The sequence below is a fragment of the Litoreibacter sp. genome, from assembly GCF_039974535.1.
Lineage (GTDB): Bacteria > Pseudomonadota > Alphaproteobacteria > Rhodobacterales > Rhodobacteraceae > Litoreibacter.
On sequence record NZ_JBDWIU010000017.1, the window covers coordinates 1 to 17,647 of the forward strand.

General features: G+C 52.4%; 16 protein-coding genes. 11 read left to right on the forward strand and 5 right to left on the reverse strand.

Annotated elements, in window-relative coordinates:
- Positions 1 to 721: 721 nt before the first annotated feature.
- Positions 722 to 937 carry a hypothetical protein gene (locus ABJN86_RS16970; protein WP_348377746.1) on the forward strand — a complete coding sequence of 72 codons (216 nt, stop codon included), beginning with the start codon at positions 722 to 724 and terminating at the stop codon, positions 935 to 937.
- A 657-nt stretch (positions 938 to 1,594) separates the two neighbouring features.
- On the opposite strand, the gene ABJN86_RS16975 is transcribed toward ABJN86_RS16970, so the two are convergent.
- The 3 genes from ABJN86_RS16975 to ABJN86_RS16985 form a co-directional block, all read right to left on the reverse strand.
- Entirely contained in the window at positions 1,595 to 2,707 is a 1,113-nt protein-coding gene (locus ABJN86_RS16975; RefSeq protein WP_348377747.1) for a ParB N-terminal domain-containing protein, read from the reverse strand.
- Between the two features lie 3 nt (positions 2,708 to 2,710).
- Positions 2,711 to 4,006 carry an AAA family ATPase gene (locus ABJN86_RS16980; RefSeq protein ID WP_348377748.1) on the reverse strand — a complete coding sequence of 432 codons (1,296 nt, stop codon included), beginning with the start codon at positions 4,004 to 4,006 and terminating at the stop codon, positions 2,711 to 2,713.
- Between the two features lie 382 nt (positions 4,007 to 4,388).
- Complete coding sequence (locus tag ABJN86_RS16985; protein ID WP_348377749.1) at positions 4,389 to 4,523, reverse strand: hypothetical protein; 135 nt, start codon at positions 4,521 to 4,523, stop codon at positions 4,389 to 4,391.
- Here ABJN86_RS16985 and ABJN86_RS16990 point away from each other — a divergent pair.
- The 4 genes from ABJN86_RS16990 (at position 4,522) to ABJN86_RS17005 (ending at position 6,324) form a co-directional block, all read left to right on the forward strand.
- Positions 4,522 to 5,211, forward strand: coding sequence for a DnaA N-terminal domain-containing protein (locus tag ABJN86_RS16990; protein ID WP_348377750.1), 690 nt, complete (start codon positions 4,522 to 4,524; stop codon positions 5,209 to 5,211). The genes ABJN86_RS16985 and ABJN86_RS16990 overlap by 2 nt on opposite strands.
- A 72-nt stretch (positions 5,212 to 5,283) precedes the next feature.
- Positions 5,284 to 5,514: a type II toxin-antitoxin system prevent-host-death family antitoxin gene (locus tag ABJN86_RS16995; protein ID WP_348377751.1), complete on the forward strand. Its 231-nt coding sequence runs from the start codon at positions 5,284 to 5,286 to the stop codon at positions 5,512 to 5,514.
- The gene (locus ABJN86_RS17000) at positions 5,511 to 5,879 is read left to right on the forward strand and encodes a type II toxin-antitoxin system VapC family toxin (protein ID WP_348377752.1); all 369 of its coding nucleotides are present in this window, start codon (positions 5,511 to 5,513) and stop codon (positions 5,877 to 5,879) included. Before ABJN86_RS16995 ends, ABJN86_RS17000 begins: the two co-directional genes overlap by 4 nt.
- Positions 5,880 to 6,054: 175 nt before the next feature.
- Positions 6,055 to 6,324 (forward strand): hypothetical protein, encoded by a 270-nt coding sequence (locus tag ABJN86_RS17005; protein ID WP_348377753.1) that lies wholly within the window; start codon positions 6,055 to 6,057, stop codon positions 6,322 to 6,324.
- A 115-nt stretch (positions 6,325 to 6,439) separates the two neighbouring features.
- Here ABJN86_RS17005 and ABJN86_RS17010 read toward each other — a convergent pair whose 3' ends face one another.
- Together ABJN86_RS17010 and ABJN86_RS17015 are read right to left on the reverse strand one after the other, a co-directional pair.
- Positions 6,440 to 10,255, reverse strand: a complete 3,816-nt coding sequence (locus tag ABJN86_RS17010; protein WP_348377754.1) for a CDP-glycerol glycerophosphotransferase family protein — start codon at positions 10,253 to 10,255, stop codon at positions 6,440 to 6,442.
- A 418-nt stretch (positions 10,256 to 10,673) separates the two neighbouring features.
- Positions 10,674 to 11,441 carry a copper chaperone PCu(A)C gene (locus tag ABJN86_RS17015; protein ID WP_348377755.1) on the reverse strand — a complete coding sequence of 256 codons (768 nt, stop codon included), beginning with the start codon at positions 11,439 to 11,441 and terminating at the stop codon, positions 10,674 to 10,676.
- A 140-nt stretch (positions 11,442 to 11,581) separates the two neighbouring features.
- Here ABJN86_RS17015 and ABJN86_RS17020 point away from each other — a divergent pair, with 140 nt between their 5' ends.
- The 6 genes from ABJN86_RS17020 to ABJN86_RS17045 all read left to right on the forward strand — a co-directional run bounded on the left by ABJN86_RS17020 (position 11,582) and on the right by ABJN86_RS17045 (position 17,643).
- Complete coding sequence (locus ABJN86_RS17020) at positions 11,582 to 12,901, forward strand: hypothetical protein (protein ID WP_348377756.1); 1,320 nt, start codon at positions 11,582 to 11,584, stop codon at positions 12,899 to 12,901.
- Between the two features lie 95 nt (positions 12,902 to 12,996).
- Positions 12,997 to 14,301, forward strand: a complete 1,305-nt coding sequence (locus tag ABJN86_RS17025) for an ABC transporter substrate-binding protein (protein ID WP_348377758.1) — start codon at positions 12,997 to 12,999, stop codon at positions 14,299 to 14,301.
- A gap of 67 nt (positions 14,302 to 14,368) precedes the next feature.
- Positions 14,369 to 15,295 (forward strand): branched-chain amino acid ABC transporter permease, encoded by a 927-nt coding sequence (locus tag ABJN86_RS17030; protein ID WP_348377759.1) that lies wholly within the window; start codon positions 14,369 to 14,371, stop codon positions 15,293 to 15,295.
- Complete coding sequence (locus tag ABJN86_RS17035) at positions 15,292 to 16,236, forward strand: branched-chain amino acid ABC transporter permease (RefSeq protein ID WP_348377760.1); 945 nt, start codon at positions 15,292 to 15,294, stop codon at positions 16,234 to 16,236. The genes ABJN86_RS17030 and ABJN86_RS17035 overlap by 4 nt, the downstream gene beginning before the upstream one ends.
- A complete protein-coding gene (locus ABJN86_RS17040; RefSeq protein ID WP_348377762.1) occupies positions 16,224 to 16,955 on the forward strand; it encodes an ABC transporter ATP-binding protein in 732 nt (243 codons plus the stop codon). The genes ABJN86_RS17035 and ABJN86_RS17040 overlap by 13 nt, the downstream gene beginning before the upstream one ends.
- Positions 16,948 to 17,643: an ABC transporter ATP-binding protein gene (locus tag ABJN86_RS17045; protein WP_348377763.1), complete on the forward strand. Its 696-nt coding sequence runs from the start codon at positions 16,948 to 16,950 to the stop codon at positions 17,641 to 17,643. Before ABJN86_RS17040 ends, ABJN86_RS17045 begins: the two co-directional genes overlap by 8 nt.
- Positions 17,644 to 17,647 lie beyond the last annotated feature (4 nt).

Here is a 17,647-nt window from a genome sequence, read left to right on the forward strand (position 1 = left end):
CCCCGGCGTAGCGTGTCTCGCTGCCGGTGAAGTGGGTTCTAGGCCTACTGCCCCGTGCCCGCAACACCTTTTTTCAAGAAAGCCAAAGTTTTTTGCTGCACCGCACTCAATCCCCATAAAAACAAAGACTTAACGCTTAAACTTTCCATTAATCATAACAATCAACACACATCTACCAAACCCAAAACCAACCAAAACACAGCCCAAATACACCCCGCCAACATCCAAACCACTAAATCTAGCAAAACAAGCGGCATGAATCACCAAAACCGCACGACTCACAAACAATACGAGTCGGAGGAAGCCCCCTGCCCTCTCAAACAGAACACTCCATTATACTGTATAGCTGGCTCGCTCCCAAACCCTCACCCGCGATCAAAGGAAACCAACAAGCCCTATGAGGCTCAATCGACATCGTCTTTCAGACGAACCGTCAGAGCGGACATTCGTGGCTCATGCCGCGAGCGGTAATTTTGCGCCGACTTTACCGGTTCCTGCATCGCGCTTAACCGCATTTTTCAGGTCAATAGAATGAACTCACAATCATATTGCTGTTCCTCAAGATCAACACGAGAGCAGATATGATAACGGTGCTCCTTTATCTGGTTCCGGTACAGAAGCCTCTCCTCTCGACATGCGTCGCCTTCTTTATCATCGCTTTGGCCCATCTATGTGGCTGATTGCGCAAAATTCAGTCCGGCAAGCTGTATCACCGAGCCCTATGCCGGCACGCGTTAATGCCGTCATCCAGACTGCAATCTACGGGGTACACCCCCTGTCCGCTCTGATCGAAGGTGCATTTGTCGGGGCAACGACGCCCCAAGCAGGTCTTGCGCTGGTGTCTACAGCCTTCGCGCTATCTTTCTTGGCTGCGGCCTTCAGCAGCCTGCGGCATCTGAGAAACTACGAAAGCCTCGAAACAGAAGCCGTGGCATAGCTTTCGTATCACCACATAAGAGATGTGCAGCACACCATATTTTAGGCTTCACCGCCTCACTCATACGAGGTCAGTTGTCCGCCTTGTATATTAGAACGCTCGACGACACTGTCCAACGCGGTGCGGCAATTGTGGGCCGTCAGCATCATCGCCGACATCTACAAGGTAGTCCCAGATCTTTTCGGTCAGGGCTAGATCAATTTGGTGAATTTCCTCATCAGAAATGATGCCCCAGATATAATTGCAGCTGCGGTCGTCTTGTTCCGGCGCAAAGGTACGCAGAAAGTAGGGCCGTATGTTCGCTTCGTTGTCGCCGTCAAATTTAGTCGCGCGTGGACGCTCTGGCGGCGATCAGGTGCTGTGGTGGGGCAGATTTCCAGCTGTCCGATTCAGGCACCCTCATGCTGGATTTCGCGTGGGTCGTTCGCAAGACGCCCAAACCTTTCATCGATTTGCATGGCGTCACGCAATTGATCAAAGCAATAGCTTAGATGATTTTCGACCTCAGCGTCTGATGCATACGCACATCTCCGAAGTGACATTCTGCCGATGTTGTAAATGTGCAATATACACATCTATGCAACCGCTTGGCTGCTGGCCGTGCATGTAATAGATGCGCAGCCAACCTTCTTTGGTCAGGGTTGCGGCTAAGTCACGTCAGTCAAGCGCATCCAAAAACGCTTCAATAGCTTCCTGCAATCTTGCTTGGCTAATGGACGAGAAATCCCGATGCAATCGCAGCTCCACCTTGCCGTCTTGCGCAGTCACACGAGCCTCGCCTTCCGGCCGTGCCAACCTTAGGGACGTTTTCGCCACCGATTTTGGCGGAACAGGTTTCGACGCTTCAGATAGTTCCAAAGCAGACCGCAACACCTTCGCCTCCGAGGCGGCGTCACGGTTGGGAACAGCAGACAACTCGGATGCGATCGCAGCCCCCCTGCCCTCTTCCGCTTCTATGACCTTATAGAGTTCCGTCCCCAACGAACGCGGGATTGCTTCGGGATGGCGGACAGAATTTCCCAACGCATCTAGCACACGCGCAAATTGACGGATGTAGCTGCGCTTTTGCTTCAACGCCGACGCATAGAGAATGGAGACCGCTTTGCCTGACTCTATCCCCTCATCCTGCGCGTAGGACAAAGCCAACTGCGCCATCTCACCAAATGAGATGTCTTTACGGACCAAGTTTTCGTCCACCATCTTGCGATAGAGATCGGCCAAAGGTTCCCCGCGGGGAACCAACGCGGCGGGGATTTTCTTGTATCGCGCGTCCCCAGTTTCCGCCGCCAGTTCTTTGAAAGCCGCCAATCTGCGGAAGCCTTGGATCAGCTCATAGCCGTCATCGGTCTGCTCTACGCGAATGGAATTTGAGAGCCCAACTGCCTGTATAGAGTCTTTTAACTCCTGCAATTCAGGGTCTACGTTGGCAGATCGGTCCCGTGTCAGTTTTGTGATCACTACAGACGATGTGTCGATCAAGTCTGTGATCAAGCCCATCTTCTTCAGCCGAACATGCTCATGCGCCAATGCATCGTTCTCGGCGCGAATGGCGGCCTCTGCCGTTGCACGCTCAGACGTCGCGTCAGCGGCCTCAGTGATCGCACTCGCCATCGGACCGCGACGCGTGGAGCCCCCTTCATTTTGCAACGGATGCCCCTGCACATTGAAGGACTTGGTTTCCAACTCAGGGTTCCCCGCGGGGAACCTTTCTGTTTCCGCTTCGTCGTCAGCTTCGAAATTGATATCGAAAACGCTACGCTTCTTAGCCATCTATCAATCCTCCAGTTTTTCCCACGCATCCGTCAGCGTGTCGCGAAATTCATCATAAGCCCGATCAAACGACGCCCGAGCACGGCGCCACGTTTCGCGGGTCATTTGTCGGTAATCGATCTCGTAGACCGACGATAGGAACCGTCCAGATTGCTCCACGGCGCGGGTCATCTCGATCGGGTGCTCTGCCACATGTGACTTAAAGACCTGACCAAATGCTGACTGCATCGCGCGGTGCAAATCGTTGTTGGCCTCGAAACGAGTCAGCAGGAACTTAAGATCCAGGAAGGCTTTGTCGACATCGCCGCCGCCCGGCAGACGCCCTCTGAAGCGGCCGAGATCTTCCAGTGCTTCCGAGAGCTGGCCAATGAAGCTCGTTGTTGAATCGTATTCCCAATAGCCAGGACCCGATGGGATATAAAGCACATCCGCCGCGAAGACCGCATTCATGCTTTGGTAGCCAATAGCCGGCGGGCAGTCGAAGATGATCATGTCGTAGGCATCATCTGGAAGCTGGTCTAAGTAGCGATCAACAGCCGCAAAAAACGACCACTCTGGATTGAGGTGGCGATACTGTGCGGAAGCGAACTCTACGAACGCCGCATTGGCGCAAGACGGCACCACATCAATTGACGGCCAGCTAGTGGGCTTGATGAAATCCGAAACCCGCAGATCATTGAGCCCCATCCCTGTCACCGCGGCAGGTAATGAGCGGCGGGGCAGGGTAGTGCCACTTTCCGCACCGGCAGATGCGTTGTTCATCCGCTCCGTCTCACGGATCAGATCGCGGGCCATGATACCCCAGACGGTGAATTCCTCGGCGACGTCGGACAACCCCATAGAGTGGCTAAGTGTGGCTTGCGGATCGAAGTCCACACATAGAACTCGGTAACCATCCAGAGCCGCCGCATGAGCGAAGTGCAGGGCGACGGTGGACTTACCGGCACCGCCTTTGAAGTTGGCTATCGCTGCGCGAATGGCGCGCTTTCCGGCAGGTCGCTTCGGCATCAGCGTCTTGCCCTTCACTTTGATCTTGCGGCGCAGCTCATTGATCTCTTCCAGCGTGTACCAACGCTGACGACCGTCTTCCTCCACGAGCCCTTCTGGCAAGGACGGGTCAGCCGCGAGTTTACCGCGCAGCGTAGAAGGGTTCATCTTGAAGATAAGCTCCGCGACCTCCCAACTGGAGAACCGGCGAAGGGTTTTCTCCATCTCAGGGGAGTAGGTTTGCTGCCGAATGAAGCCCTGCATCTTCAACGATTGCGCCTGAAGCTTCGCTAAATCGGAGTGGTTGAACATATGTCGATCCCAATAGGTGGTTCCCCGCGGGGAACCTTTTCACCCACCGAGACGCTTTTTATCATTATTTCCTGATTTACGTCTAATTTGCCTTCTTTGGAAAGCCTAATTATCATTTTTAGAGAAATCAGCGTTCTTCGCCAAAACATTATGCAGCGTTGAACCAATCTGATTCTAAGTCGACCAACGCCTATTGCGCATTTGGTAGGGCAGGGGACCAAATATTGGGGGACATGATGTTGACGTTCACTGCATATTGGGGGACAAAACTGACACAATAGGGGACAGCCTGTATGGCCCCCTATACCTATAATACCTTTTTAATCTTTTGAGTTAGGTTTGAAGATGTCCATTTTCGAAAGCAAGACTTGACAGAATCGGGTTAAAGGACGCAAACCAGAGACAGATCGGGAAAGGCGTTGCCAAATACGAATCCCGACGACAGAACCACTATAAGTTCAAACAGAGCAGGCAGGCATCCATCTAACACGATCGGTGCAACTTCGAGGGTAATCATGCATTCTCCGAAAGCTGTGGGGCGTCAGGCCGCCACACGTAAATACGATATTATCACTGCACTGGGCACCTATGCCTTGGCGCGAGGAAAGCATGACCATCGGTTGGTGCTTCGACTGCTGACACTTATCACCGCGCGATATAATTGGCAGCGGGACGAACTGGCCGTTGGTCAGCGCGAAATTGCTCGCATGTGGTCAGTGGACGAACGTACCGTGAAGCGCGAGATGGCCAAACTACGTGGCATGGGCTGGCTTGTGATCAAGCGTCAGGGAGCGCGGGGCCGGGTGTCCGAATATTCGATGAATTTTGAACGGATGCTGGAGGACAGTCGTGAGGACTGGGCCAAGGTGGGTCCAGACTATAACCAACGCATGCAAGGTGACCCTGCGCCAACACAGGGAGCGGAGGTGGTCCCGTTGCCAGTGCGGGGTGTCGTGCCAACGCCTGTTTCGGGGAACGGGTCTACGTGGGATCTGGCCCGTGCCATATTGCATCAAGAGGACGCCGCGAACTACGGGAGCTGGTTCCACGCGTTAAAGTCCGGCGAGAGGGTAGGGGGGCGCTTAACGCTCGTCGCCCCCAGCCGGTTCCACGCGGCTTACGTGCAATCCCACTTCACCGTTCGTCTGTTAAACGTGTGCCAAACAGTGGACGAGGGGATCACTCAGGTGTTCGTGACGGAGTGAGGTGCAGATTTGCATTGAAAAATTCGTTTTTATGACCTATATGTTGGTCATAACGTCAATGGAGTGCGTCTTGTGAAAATTGCAATTGCAGAAGCTAAGGCTCAGTTCGCCGAAATCATCCGCCGCGCAGAAGCAGGCGAGGACATAGAGCTGACCCGTTACGGGCGTGCGGTGGCGCGTGTTGTGGCTGTGGATGCCGCCGCGAAGACGCCGCTGATAGGGGCGATGGCTGGTAAGTTTGAGGTGCCGGACATGAATAGCGGTGATGCAGAGGTCGCCTCGATGTTTGGATCCGATACGTGAAACTGCTGCTGGATACGCATATACTACTTTGGGCGCTGGCAGATGACCCGTCCCTGCCAAAACTTCATCGCGAAGCATTGGCGGAGGCAGATATATATGTGTCTGCGGCAAGCGTTTGGGAGGTTGGGATAAAGACCGCGCTTGGTAAGTTGGATGTGCCTGAGAACCTGTTCGATGTGGCCGTTCAATCGGGGTGCCGGCAGTTGCCGATCAGTTGGGCCCACGCAAAAGCGGCGTCTTCATTGCCCCTACATCACGGCGACCCGTTTGATAGAATGCTCATCGCCCAAGCGAACCTTGAGGGGATGACGTTGGCGAGCGTGGACAAAATGATGCGACGGTATGATGTGGAATTGCTGGAATAGTCAGTTATTTCTCATAACCCAGACCTTTGCACTTCCCGCGATGCTGCTGTTATTTCGCATTTCGGAGAAAACTTGTCGCCGGCCAATTTGATTGTGGCTTGATCACGAGATATAGGTATCGGTAATTGTTGAGGTAAGACTATGGATGTCGTTACCAGCTAATAAGAGAATGAATATGTCGGATGTAGATGAAGCGCCACGTACCCCATCTTTAGAGGGCAGTGAAACCAGACAGGCTGAGCAGACCCGTGAAATTGGGATGTTAACATCTGCGCTTTTGGAGGCTGAAGACGCGTTGGAGCGGGAGCAGGCCGCCCATGCGGCCTTGCGTGGTGAAATATACCAGTATGAAAACGCTGCGCGTAACTACGCAGAGATATTGCATAGCACATCCTGGCGTGTGACCGCTCCCATGCGTTGGGCAGTTAACAAAATACGGAAATAGATGAGGCCATACCTGTGCGCCAAAATGATGGCGCAGCAATCAGTGTGCCGCAGGTATTAGACATCGAAATGATTGGCGGGCGCGGAAGATCTCCGCACCCGGTTTGTTTAAAACATCATTGGCGATGCCGATACGACCGATACAGCATTTCACCAACAGTACTTGCCAGCTGGCGTGCAGATTTCTTGGCTGCAAATTTTGGTGTGATTTCAGAAAACGCTGCTCGCCCGATTTTACTGCGTAGCTTGGGATCACTGATGAGTTTCTCCAAAGCAGCTTCCCACTCCGCCGTTGTTTGTGCGAGCAAACCATTATGGCTATCTTTGATTGCCGCTGCATAACTGTTGGTGGCTGATGCGATCGTCGGCACGCTGTGTAGGGCGGCTTCAAAGATCTTCAACTCGCTTTTGCAGTCGTTGAAGTAACTTGGTGCTAGCGGAGCAAGGTTGATATCCATACCTGCGAGGAAATCATGCATCGCATCGTAGGGCATCAGATCATGACGCACAAAATCGATGTTCAGCTCCGAATGTCCTGCCTTTGTCTCGTTTATGTCCATGCGGCCTACGATGTGTAGTTCAGCCTGTGGGTGGCGCTCCAAGACGCGCGCTAGCCCTGCGCGGCATTGCTCGAAGTCTTCGGAATGGGTGGCTGTGCCAGACAGATAACAAATGCGCACCTTACCCGATGCGTCGGCGGCATGCGGGACGCCACCGTATTTTTTCATCAAGGTTGTTGAAATTGAGTTGGGAATTACCTCTACCTGCTTAGCCGGATCATTCAAACTTTTAGCGAGGGAAGGCGTGGTGACTGTCACCAGATCTGCCATATCGATCATCTGCTGTGTGCGTCTCGATAGTACTTTGAAATCGCTTGCAAATTCGGGTCTCATGCGGAAATACTCAGACTGACTGAAGGCATCCATATCATGGATCAAATCGTCTATATCAAAGATTATTTTACCGCCTAATGTATGATAGGTTTCGCACAAGTCACGTAGCGTTTCTGTCATTGGAATACGGCAAATGAATAGAGCGCTTGCGTCTTTGAGCATTGCTGGGGACAGCGCCTCTTCGGTTACAATCCTGCAGCTCCATTCCATGTCGCGAAGATGTTCGATTACATTGAAGATGCGGTAACGATTTGTGATGTTATTGTTGCCTGAGTAAACAAAGGTGATTGATCGCGGCTCATCAGGGGTGTGCAGAGTCTGCTCTGCCCACAGTGTTTTTGATCCTTTGTAAGTCTCTTTTACCTTTTCAATGACACGGTCGGAATTGTGGTCGTCGCGGAACTTATGGAAAAAATCAACTTTCGATTCATAAGCGGCCTGCTCTTCTGATGTTGGAGTTATCAGCAGCTTCTCCAGCCCGATCATCAGGTCGTTGAAATTTGTGCAAACAGGTCCAGGAAAGACCATTTCCTGATCGTAGAACAATCCTCGCTGGGTGTGCACATAGCTATCTTGATCGAACGCGAAGCTGGCCATAGGTCGGCCGGTGAGCATGAAATCAATGAAACAACTGGAATAGTCGGTCAGCAGCATATCTGCGTGCCGGTAGAGCAGTTCGATGTCTGGAAAATGCCGCTCTGATACATCAATGAAACAACTGCCCTGAAGTTGTGAACTGTATAGGCGTGTCGTGTCAGCCATATGTTCACGAATGCCCATGACCATATTGTTGCGCGTGAGCCAATCGGCAAGTTGCTGCACTTCGTCATCGGTAAACTGGTAATAGCCGTCTTCTTGATTTGCCCGAAAGGTAGGCGCGAACAAGACAAACTTACGACCGTTTAGCTGGTTTGCCAGATGATCGTATCTTTTGTGGAAATCTGACGGAAGATCGGCCTCATTGGCCAAGATAAAATCGTGGCGGGGCAGGCCAGTGACCCAAATGTCATGGTATGTCAGTGGCCAATAAGCCGCAGCCATCGCAAGACGATCTACATCTGAAGATGATATGACAGATTTCAATCGTTTGCTTTCCGCGGCAAGCCCCTCTAGGTCATGCGCTCTGTCCAGTGATGTATACCCGATCCGCTTTAGCGGGATGCCATGCCAAAGGTTGTAGAAGTTATGTTCTTCACTGGAGAGGGGATACCCCACGTTGGCGTCTACCCCGTGGCGCAAGAACACCTGGCGCGAGCGTAGTAGGTAGCTTTGACCTTCATAGCTGTGCAGCGGAGCCACCACGACATTAACGCCGTCAACGTCTATATGGTTGTTACGAGTCAGGATGATTTTTTTGATCGTAGGATCATTCTTGACGCGTTCGAACACAGCGCGGGTATTGTCGGAAAAAAGATGGCTATAGCTGCAAACCGGAAAGGCCCACCAATGGTCATATTTTGGTGTTGCCAAGTCTTCGGAGCGCATAACCGCGTGGCTGCGCGGCGGGCGGGACAAGATCGGATTCTGAGCAATGTGAAAATTATTATATAGCTTGGTAGCGTTTCCGACCCGATATAAGTTTTTTTCGAACATGGCGACATCTACGTCCGGATTGGCTCGCTTTACCCGCATTTTCCATTGCGCCAAGCCTTCAATTTTATAGTGATTTTCGGTCAGAAAGTACCGCTTGAGCAAAGGGAAGCCTTCGTCGATCAGATCAAAAGCACGTTCGGTGAAAATAGGATGTTGTTTCGTTACTGTGCTGACCAGCGTGTCGAATTCGTATCCATTCCCAATCAGAAAACGTGTGATCCCGATTTCGTATTTGCGAATAATCCGTAATTTATTGGTTTCTTCACCTACGTTATCCATTACGCGACGGAAGCCGGCGTCGTTGATCACGTCCTTACGGAAGGCCAAGAAGTAGGAACCAACATGAAAGTCGTAGGTAGGATCGGTTTCGAACAGGTCTAGATGCGTGCTCTTTATATCCTCAATCGTCAGTGGCTGGTCTTCAGCAATCTTGTTCTGATGATTGGTCGAAATAAGCCCTTTGGTGGCTTGCAATCCCCACCATGCACAGGGGCGTTCTGCCATCGTGTTGAAGGTGTCCTCTAGTGAATGGACCAGATAGCAGCTGTCGTTGGCAAATATAGTCTCATCGTAGGTCTCGATAACATCCCAACCGACTAGGTCGCGCGCCAAAATAGACCATGATCCGAAGTCATATTTTCCGTGCCGTTGACCCCAAGCACCTTTGACCAAGCCGTCTAGCTTAGCAAGTTCGGTGTCCTGCATAGGCCCGTCTGCAAGGTAATATATGTCCGCGAATTTTGACATGTCTCGCAAATACGCCAAGACATAGTCGTCAACGATCCCGTCGGCATCGTACGCCGCAAACAAACAGATTCTGCGAGGGGCGTTTGGCAATGGACGGGAATGGGACGCATCAAAAGCAACTGGTAGAGGAGGGTGTGGTAGATGCCCAAGTCCTGCCCCGACTTGGTTGTAATGTGCCAGTGCATTGGCATCACTATCTGGCGTACCCAAGAGGTAGTTTTGAGTGTACCACCACATGTCAAAGTCAGCGCGCGGATTGCGCATTTCCATATAGCCGTAATTATCAAAGTGCTTTTGGACACTTACACCAGAAATACCTATGTCTGGATTGTGTAGATGATAATAAGCCTGATCTATTTGCATGACATTATAGGCCACAGGATCAACAGGACCGTTTTCGGTCACTGTTTCTTCAGAGGCGGCATTTAACGCGTAGCTTGGGTCATCCTTGATGATCGAATGGATGAAGGGCACAATGTCCTTCCCACTGATCTCTGGATTTTCTCGCAGGTAGAGACTGGAATCAAATGTGGCGTTGGGTTCGCGACCCAACCAAGATCCGATGCGCAGATAGTGTTCGACTGCTCCCAATCCGCTTTGGGCGACATCTGGATACCGTTCCAGATACCATGCTTGGTCAAATGAGCCGGATGATTTTATGCGTTGTATCAAACTATTGTTTTCAGAACGGTCAATCATCTACGTCTACTTTCGTTCAATCTGTATTTAGCAGTTCTCATATTGGGTAACGCCTTTAAACGCCAGAGGTGTTGAGCTTCCCTTCGGCTTTGTTGCAAGAACTGGGCTGAAGTTTGATAGCACCTTGAATTACTTACCTTAACCACTGTGGAGGGTGCGGGAAGTTAGGTGATGAAAGACTCATTTGGCCGGCAAAATGTACCATCCAATGGCCTAAGAATAGGGGAATAGTGGACGCAATCACACCCGACCTTTCATACTTGGTCATCTGATATCCCCAACTGAATTTTAGAGGGAGGCTAAATCTATTTAAGCCATTGAATCAGAATCTTTTTACGGCAATTTCACTGTGAATCAGTAGCATTATTTTGGGTGGCTTAGAAGGGGAAGGTGCTCAGGGTGCCGTGCATTCGCCGGTTTACTTTGAGATTGTGAATGAAAGTGCGCTTTGCACGGGGACATCACCATTCATGTAGGGTTGGTGGGTGTTAGAATTAAGCGAGACGACCAACTCATATGCACCAGGAAGGATTGGGCCCAATGAGAAGGCCGTATCATATAAGCGCCCAAGCTTGAGGCCGTTTAGATAGATGTGGGCGTGACCATGATTTGGGACATGGGGGGCGTCATTCTCCGCCCGAACAAAAGTAAAGTTCTCAACCGCGATGGAGATTTCACCGCCGTCAGCGCTAAACCCGCTCAATGCAGTGAGCGTGATTGTCGGATTTTGCTCCGACTGGACGCCGTTGCTCATGTCGTGGTTCATACCTGTCTCGCGGCCTACATTGAGAACGCGAGCCGTTACCTCCGGTGCATCAGCAAATTCGAGGGTTAGGGGCAGGGATGCGCCTTCCGCAATGGCGCTATTGGTCCCCATAACCATCACATGTGCCCCGTCCATAGCGAATATTCCATTGCTGTTCGCGGGGATCACAAGTGGTGTGTCACCGTAGCCAGGGTTCATAAAGTGAACCATATTCGCGGATGCCGAATGCAGTCCTGTCACTGTTTTGGCTGGACCGTCGTTTTGGAGTTCAAAGGTCACCATAAAGCGGGTATTATCGTCGTTTAGAGGGATGCCTCGGGCGTTTAAAACCGTTACATCTGTATTTCGGTCAGTGCCGAGTATGAAAGCGCCGGAGACGATGATGGCGAGAAGCGCCAAACCTAATACTCGTTTGTTCATCGGCTTGCCTCTTTGGTAAAATTCATGTGTAAGCTAACGATATGCAGCCTGAGTTAAACCCCCGTTTTTATATTCTTTTGGCCTGTGCTGCGTTAGTGGCTGGATCAGCCAATGCTCATGCATCGGAGCAGGGGCTTGTCTTGTTGCTGCCCACAGACGCATATGCGGCTGCCGGAACGTTAACCGTGATTGCATCGATTGTTCTTGTCACCTGCCTGCCGCGCCAATTGCTATCGAAGCTGTTTTGCGGCGTGTCGTTGGGCATCGAGAGGGCGGGGTGGGCGATCACCGCGAGTAGACTGACATCTGTTGGGGCGACTTTGTTTTTGTTGCTGCTCATCTTGATTGGCCTTCTGGGCCCAACGGATCCACAAAGCAATTTACTCCCGTTAACGATCTGGACTGTTTGGTGGGCCGGTGTGTTCGTTACGCAAGGGTTGGTGTTCGATATCTGGAGGTGGGTTAACCCTTGGACAGGCATCGCCAGTGTTTTCGGATTGGGAGAGGACCCCGTTCTTAAGCTGCCAGACCGGTTGGCAGCGTGGCCCGCAGTGGTGGTGTTGATACTATTTCAACTGTTCCTACTCGCGGATGTTGCACCGAGTGATCCGCAACGGCTGGGGTATATCGTGCTGGGTTACTGGGCGATTTCCCTAATTGGGATTGAGGTGTTCGGACGGCGGGTTTGGTTGGAGCGCGTGGAGTGTTTCACCGTCATGTTCCGCCTCATTGGGTCGTTGCGACCTTACCAAGCTGGCGATCAGTTGCGCATAGGGTTTCCGGGATGGGCCGCCCTGAAGGATATTCCTTTGGAGCTGAGCCGCGCTGTCTTTTGTCTTGTTATCCTCACCGGAGGTAGCTTTGACGGTGTGAATGAGACGTTCTGGTGGTTGGCGAAACTTGGCATTAATCCGCTTGAGTTCCCGGGACGATCTGCCGTTGTGTGGTCATCGACGGTAGGATTGATTGGCGCGACCATATTGCTGTTTATGCTGTTTGGCATGTCGATTTGGATTGGCCTCAAGATCGTCCATAGACGCAGTCAGTCCGATGCCATCCCATTAAGTCATGCGTTTCGGATGTTCGCTGTGACGTTGCTGCCAATTGGGTTGGGTTACCATTTCGCGCACTACTTGGTGACCTTCATGGTTCAAATAAAGGTCACGCTTTCGACCGCCTCTGACCCGTTTGTGCAGGGGTGGAACCTGTTTGGTCTAGGGGCAGTCAAAGCGACAGTTGGGTTTCTGAGCCTGCCAGAAACGGTGAAAACAATATGGTTAACCCAAGCGGGTGTTGTTGTGTTTTCACATGTCGTATCGATTCTTATGGCGCACCACATAGCCCATAAGCTATGTCGTCAGCCCAAAGATGTAGTACTCGTTCAGGTCGGCCTAACAGGTCTTATGATCGCGTATACGATTTTCGGGCTGTGGTTGCTGGCAAGCCCAAGAGGGGCATGAGGACGAAAAAGCAGTAGAAATTTCATTCGCATACACATAATTGTTCTTGCGAAGAGCTGTGCGAACAATACCGCATCACTACATGGAGTACGAATATGACTAACGATCTTAAGAATTCGACGAAAATTAGCCGTCGTTCTACGCTGCTTGGATTGGGCGCAGGTGTAGGGGCGTTTGCTACAGCAGGTGCGCTGCCGGGATCCATGGGGTTTGCGCAAACGCAAAGCTCCGCCCCTATTAAGATCGGGTTTCAGAAACACGCGACGGGTATCGGGGCTGCATATGGCCGTTGGTATGACGCAACAACAGCCGCCGCAGTAAAACGCATCAATGACAACGGCGGCATCAATGGTCGGCCCGTTGAAGTTGTCACGGAAGATGACGGCACAGACCCCAGTCGCGGCGCGGAAGTGCTGGAGAAATTTGCCAATCAGCATGAAGTAGACGTCGCATTCGGGACTTTGTTCAGTCACGTTGTAATAGGCTCGGCTCCACGTGCAGGCGAATTGAAGCTGCCGTATTTTGTTGTCTCCGAAGGTCACCACGTCGCCAGCGGCATGTTGAACCGGTATACCCTACAGCCGGGCATTACGGATGTGAAAAGTCAGGTGCAATCTATGGCGCCGTTTGTAGCGAATAACCTGGGTAAGAAGGTCACCATGATTTTCCCTGACTTCGCGTTCGGCCACGACCACCGCGATTTCTTCACCAAAGCGATTGAGGCGCAAGGTGGCGAAGTGGTCGCTCATATCGCCATCCCACCTACCGAGACAACGTTCACCCGCTACTTCCCACAAATCCCGCGCGAGACAGAGGTTATCTATCACGTGATGGTTGGTCCGGCAGTTTTGACCTTCGTGAAGGAGCTTGGTGAGTTCTTCGGCCCGAACCGTCCTGAAATATTTGGCTTCATCGACAGCCTCGAGGCGGTTGATATCAATAGCACCGGTTTGGAGTTTCTTGAGGGTACGTATTTCTGGGAGGGCATGCCGCGCCACGCGCAGGACAACCAGGCGGACTTTGAAAAGAACTACCGCGCCGCTGTTGGCGTTGATGATCGCGGCGCGTCGCTTGATGATCCGGCTGATGTTTCAACCTACGCACATATGTTTGGTTGCTGGGAAACTTTGAACATCATCAAGGCCGGTATGGAGACTGCAGATTATCAAGGGCCGCAAGATCGCGCCAAGCTCATCGAGGCTGTTGAGGCCATGACCGATATGCCTGCATCTGAGGATCATCCGCAGGGTGCGAAGCGCTTCAACGGAAAAACGCACCAAACCTTTGGTTGCCAGTACATATCAAAGGTCACGGATGGGAAATTGGCAGTTGAGCACACCACGTCGATCGAAGACGGCATGTACGAAGACGAAGTCGATTACACAACGCAGTCCTTCTAAATCCTGATAGGATATGGTCTGACTGGGCGTTGCTCGGTCAGACCATATGAGAAGTAGGGATAGCAAAATGGATTTTGGCCCGCATCTGATGCTCGCCACCCTAGAGGGTGCGGTCATCGCAGCCATACTTGTGCTTACGGCCATGGGTCTGAGCATTGTTTTCGGCGTTATGCGCGTTGTGAACGTGGCACACGGCGAATTCTTCATGCTGGGCGCTGTAATGGCGTGGTTCGTGACCTCGTTGATTGGGGGGCATCCCGCATTAGGCTTCGCAGCGGCCGTGATTGTGGCACCTTTGGTGGTGGGGGCCTTGGCGGCATCGGCGGACTGGCTGATCTTGAAACGGATCAACTACGACCCTGACCGCACGATTGTGGGCACCATTGGCATGCTGTTTGTGATCCAGCAAACAACACTGATGACGTTCGGCCCCGAGGCCCGTCCGGTGGAGGCCCCTTTCAATCATCGCCTGTCATTGCCATGGTTCGAATTTGGCGAAAATGGTTTTGCGATGGTCTGGCCGTGGGGTTTGAGCATAACCAGCTACAAGTTGTTTGTGATCTTTGCCGCGATTGTTGTTCTCATTGCGTTGTGGCTGTTCCTGACCCGAACCAAGATCGGCCTGATCATGCGAGCCACCCAGCAAGATAGCGAAACCGCGCAGGCGTTCGGAGTGCCGGTTGGGTTGGTTTATTCATGCGTCTTTGGGTTGGGTGCCGCACTTGCCGCACTTGGTGCGGTTCTGGTCGTACCTATTCAGCAGGCGCATTACTTGATGGGCGCTGACCCGTTGTTGCTGGCCTTTATCGTGGTGATTATTGGCGGCTTGGGAAGTCTGCCGGGCACCGTGGTCGCGGCTGTTTTAATCGGGATGAGCGACGGGATAATCTCGGTCTTTTTCTCCCCCACATTGGCCAAAATCATCGCGACGCTTGTTGTGGCCATGGTGCTGGTATTCCGCCCACAAGGACTGATGGGGAGGAAAGGAGCATGACGCTTTCCCGTAAGCCGGTTGCGCTTCATCTTGGTGTACTTGCGATCTTGTTTGCGCTGTTCTTCGTCCTCCCGATTTACCACGTGGGTGCGCTTTCGCGGATCATGGTGTTGGCGATCTACGCGATGGGGTTCAATCTTTTGTTTGGCTACACGGGGCTTCTGAGCCTCGGGCATGCGATGTTTTTTGCCGCCGGCATGTATGGCTTTGGGCTTGTCATTAAATTGTTCGGCGCACCCGTGCCGCTGGCGTTTGTAAGCGCGATCGTTTCTGCGGGGCTCCTTGGGCTTGTCGTCGGATTTTTGGCACTACGCACCGCTGGTGTCGCGTTCATGATCGTGACGTTGATGTTCGCGCAAACCACATATTTGGTCGTGCTCTATTTTGGCGAATACACGCGCGGCGACGAAGGCTTCGTCTTGCAACAGGCGGATCGATTGTTGTTTGGGTTTGATGTCACCTCGGAGGCAGGGCGCTACTTCACCGCATTTGCCTTATTCGCAGCTTGCTTTTTGGCATTGGCTCGCTTGGTCCAAACCCCGTTCGGGAAGCGTTTGGTTGCCATCCGTGAGAACGAAGAGCGCGCGCAAATGTTGGGGTATGATGTTGGGCGATACAAACTTCAGGCGCTCATTATTTCCGCGATAGTGTCTGGCATTGCGGGCGCAAGCTACGCTTTGTTGTTCGGGTATGTTGGAGCGACGTTTGCTTCTGTTCAATACTCGATCCTTCCCCTGTTGTGGGTTTTGTTGGGCGGCGCTGGCACAACGATTGGCCCATTGATTGGCGTATTCTTCATGTTCTACCTGATTGATGCGTCCAGCGCGTACACCAACGCTTACATGTTGATTGCTGGTGTGGTCCTAATCGTTCTGACGGTCTTCGCGCCTAGGGGTTTGGCTGGGGTTCTGCGCTCGAAGGTGATGCCATGGTTGCCGTAAATATCCTTGAAACGAAGGGGCTGACCAAGATCTATAGTGGCTTGGTTGCGAACACGGACGTCGACTTCACCCTCGCACGAGGCAAGGTCACCGCTTTGATCGGGCCAAATGGTGCGGGCAAAAGTACGCTCGTTGGTATGATCAGTGGCCGGACCGAAGCCACCCGTGGGCAGGTGTTCTTTGAGGGGCAGGATATATCTGCGTTGCCTGCACATAAACGTATTCAGCTTGGGCTGGCTTATACGTTCCAAATCACCTCGATTTTTCGCGGTCTCAGTGTCTATGAGAATGTAGCCCTTGCGGGAGGCCGAACGTTAGCGGCGAAGCCTGAGATGCTTGATAACAAGGTTCGCGAAGTCTTAGAGCGTGTAGGCATTGCGGATCGCTCGCAGCAGATCGCGGGCGACCTGAGCTATGGGCATCAACGCATTTTGGAAATCGCAATGGGTCTGGCGCAAGATCCAAAAGTCTTCATCCTTGATGAACCGACACAAGGCTTGGCGGAGACGGAAGTGGCGGACTTCATTGAGTTGATCGGGTCGCTTGCAGGCCAGACCACAATTCTTTTGATCGAACATAATATGAAAGTTGTCCAAGAGACTGCCGACTACATCACGGTTCTCGACCAAGGGATGGTTCTTGCCGAAGGAACCCCTGACGATATCCACAATAATCCCGCCGTTCAGGCTGCATATCTTGGGACTGATATTGATGCTTGAAGTCAAAAACCTACACGCAGGCTATGGGCCGGTTAAAGTTCTATTTGGCTTATCGTTATCGGTGCAGCGGGGTGAGATTTTATGCCTACTGGGGCGCAACGGAGCCGGTAAGACCACAACGATGAAATCCATCATGGGGTTACTGCCCGCAACCGAAGGATCGGTGGAGCTGGACGGTGAGAACTTAAGCGCACTTCCCGCGCATATGGTTCCCAAACGTGGGGTTGGCTATATTCCGCAAGGGCGCAGGTTGTTTGCTGAATTTACCGTGGCCGAAAACATCGAGATGGGCTTGATTGCGGGGGGACAAGGTGGCGATACGCGCGCGTGGGTGCTCGATCTATTCCCCCGTTTGCGCGAACGCCTTGATCAACGGGCACACACTCTGTCTGGAGGCGAGCAGCAGATGCTTGCGACGGCACGCGCGCTTAGCCTTCGGCCCAAGGTGTTGTTGCTGGATGAGCCAACCGAAGGGTTGCAGCCCTCCATGATCGAGCACATTCGCCAGATAATTGTTAAGATGAAGGCTGAAGGGTTTGCGATTGTCCTTGTTGAGCAACGGGTCGACGCCGTGCTGTCGATTGCCGACAGGGTGACTTTCATTGAGGGCGGAAAAGATATGGAAACAACGACTGCCGCCGCCCTGCGAGAAAATCCTGCAAAGCTAAGCCGGTATCTAGGCGTGTAGCCGC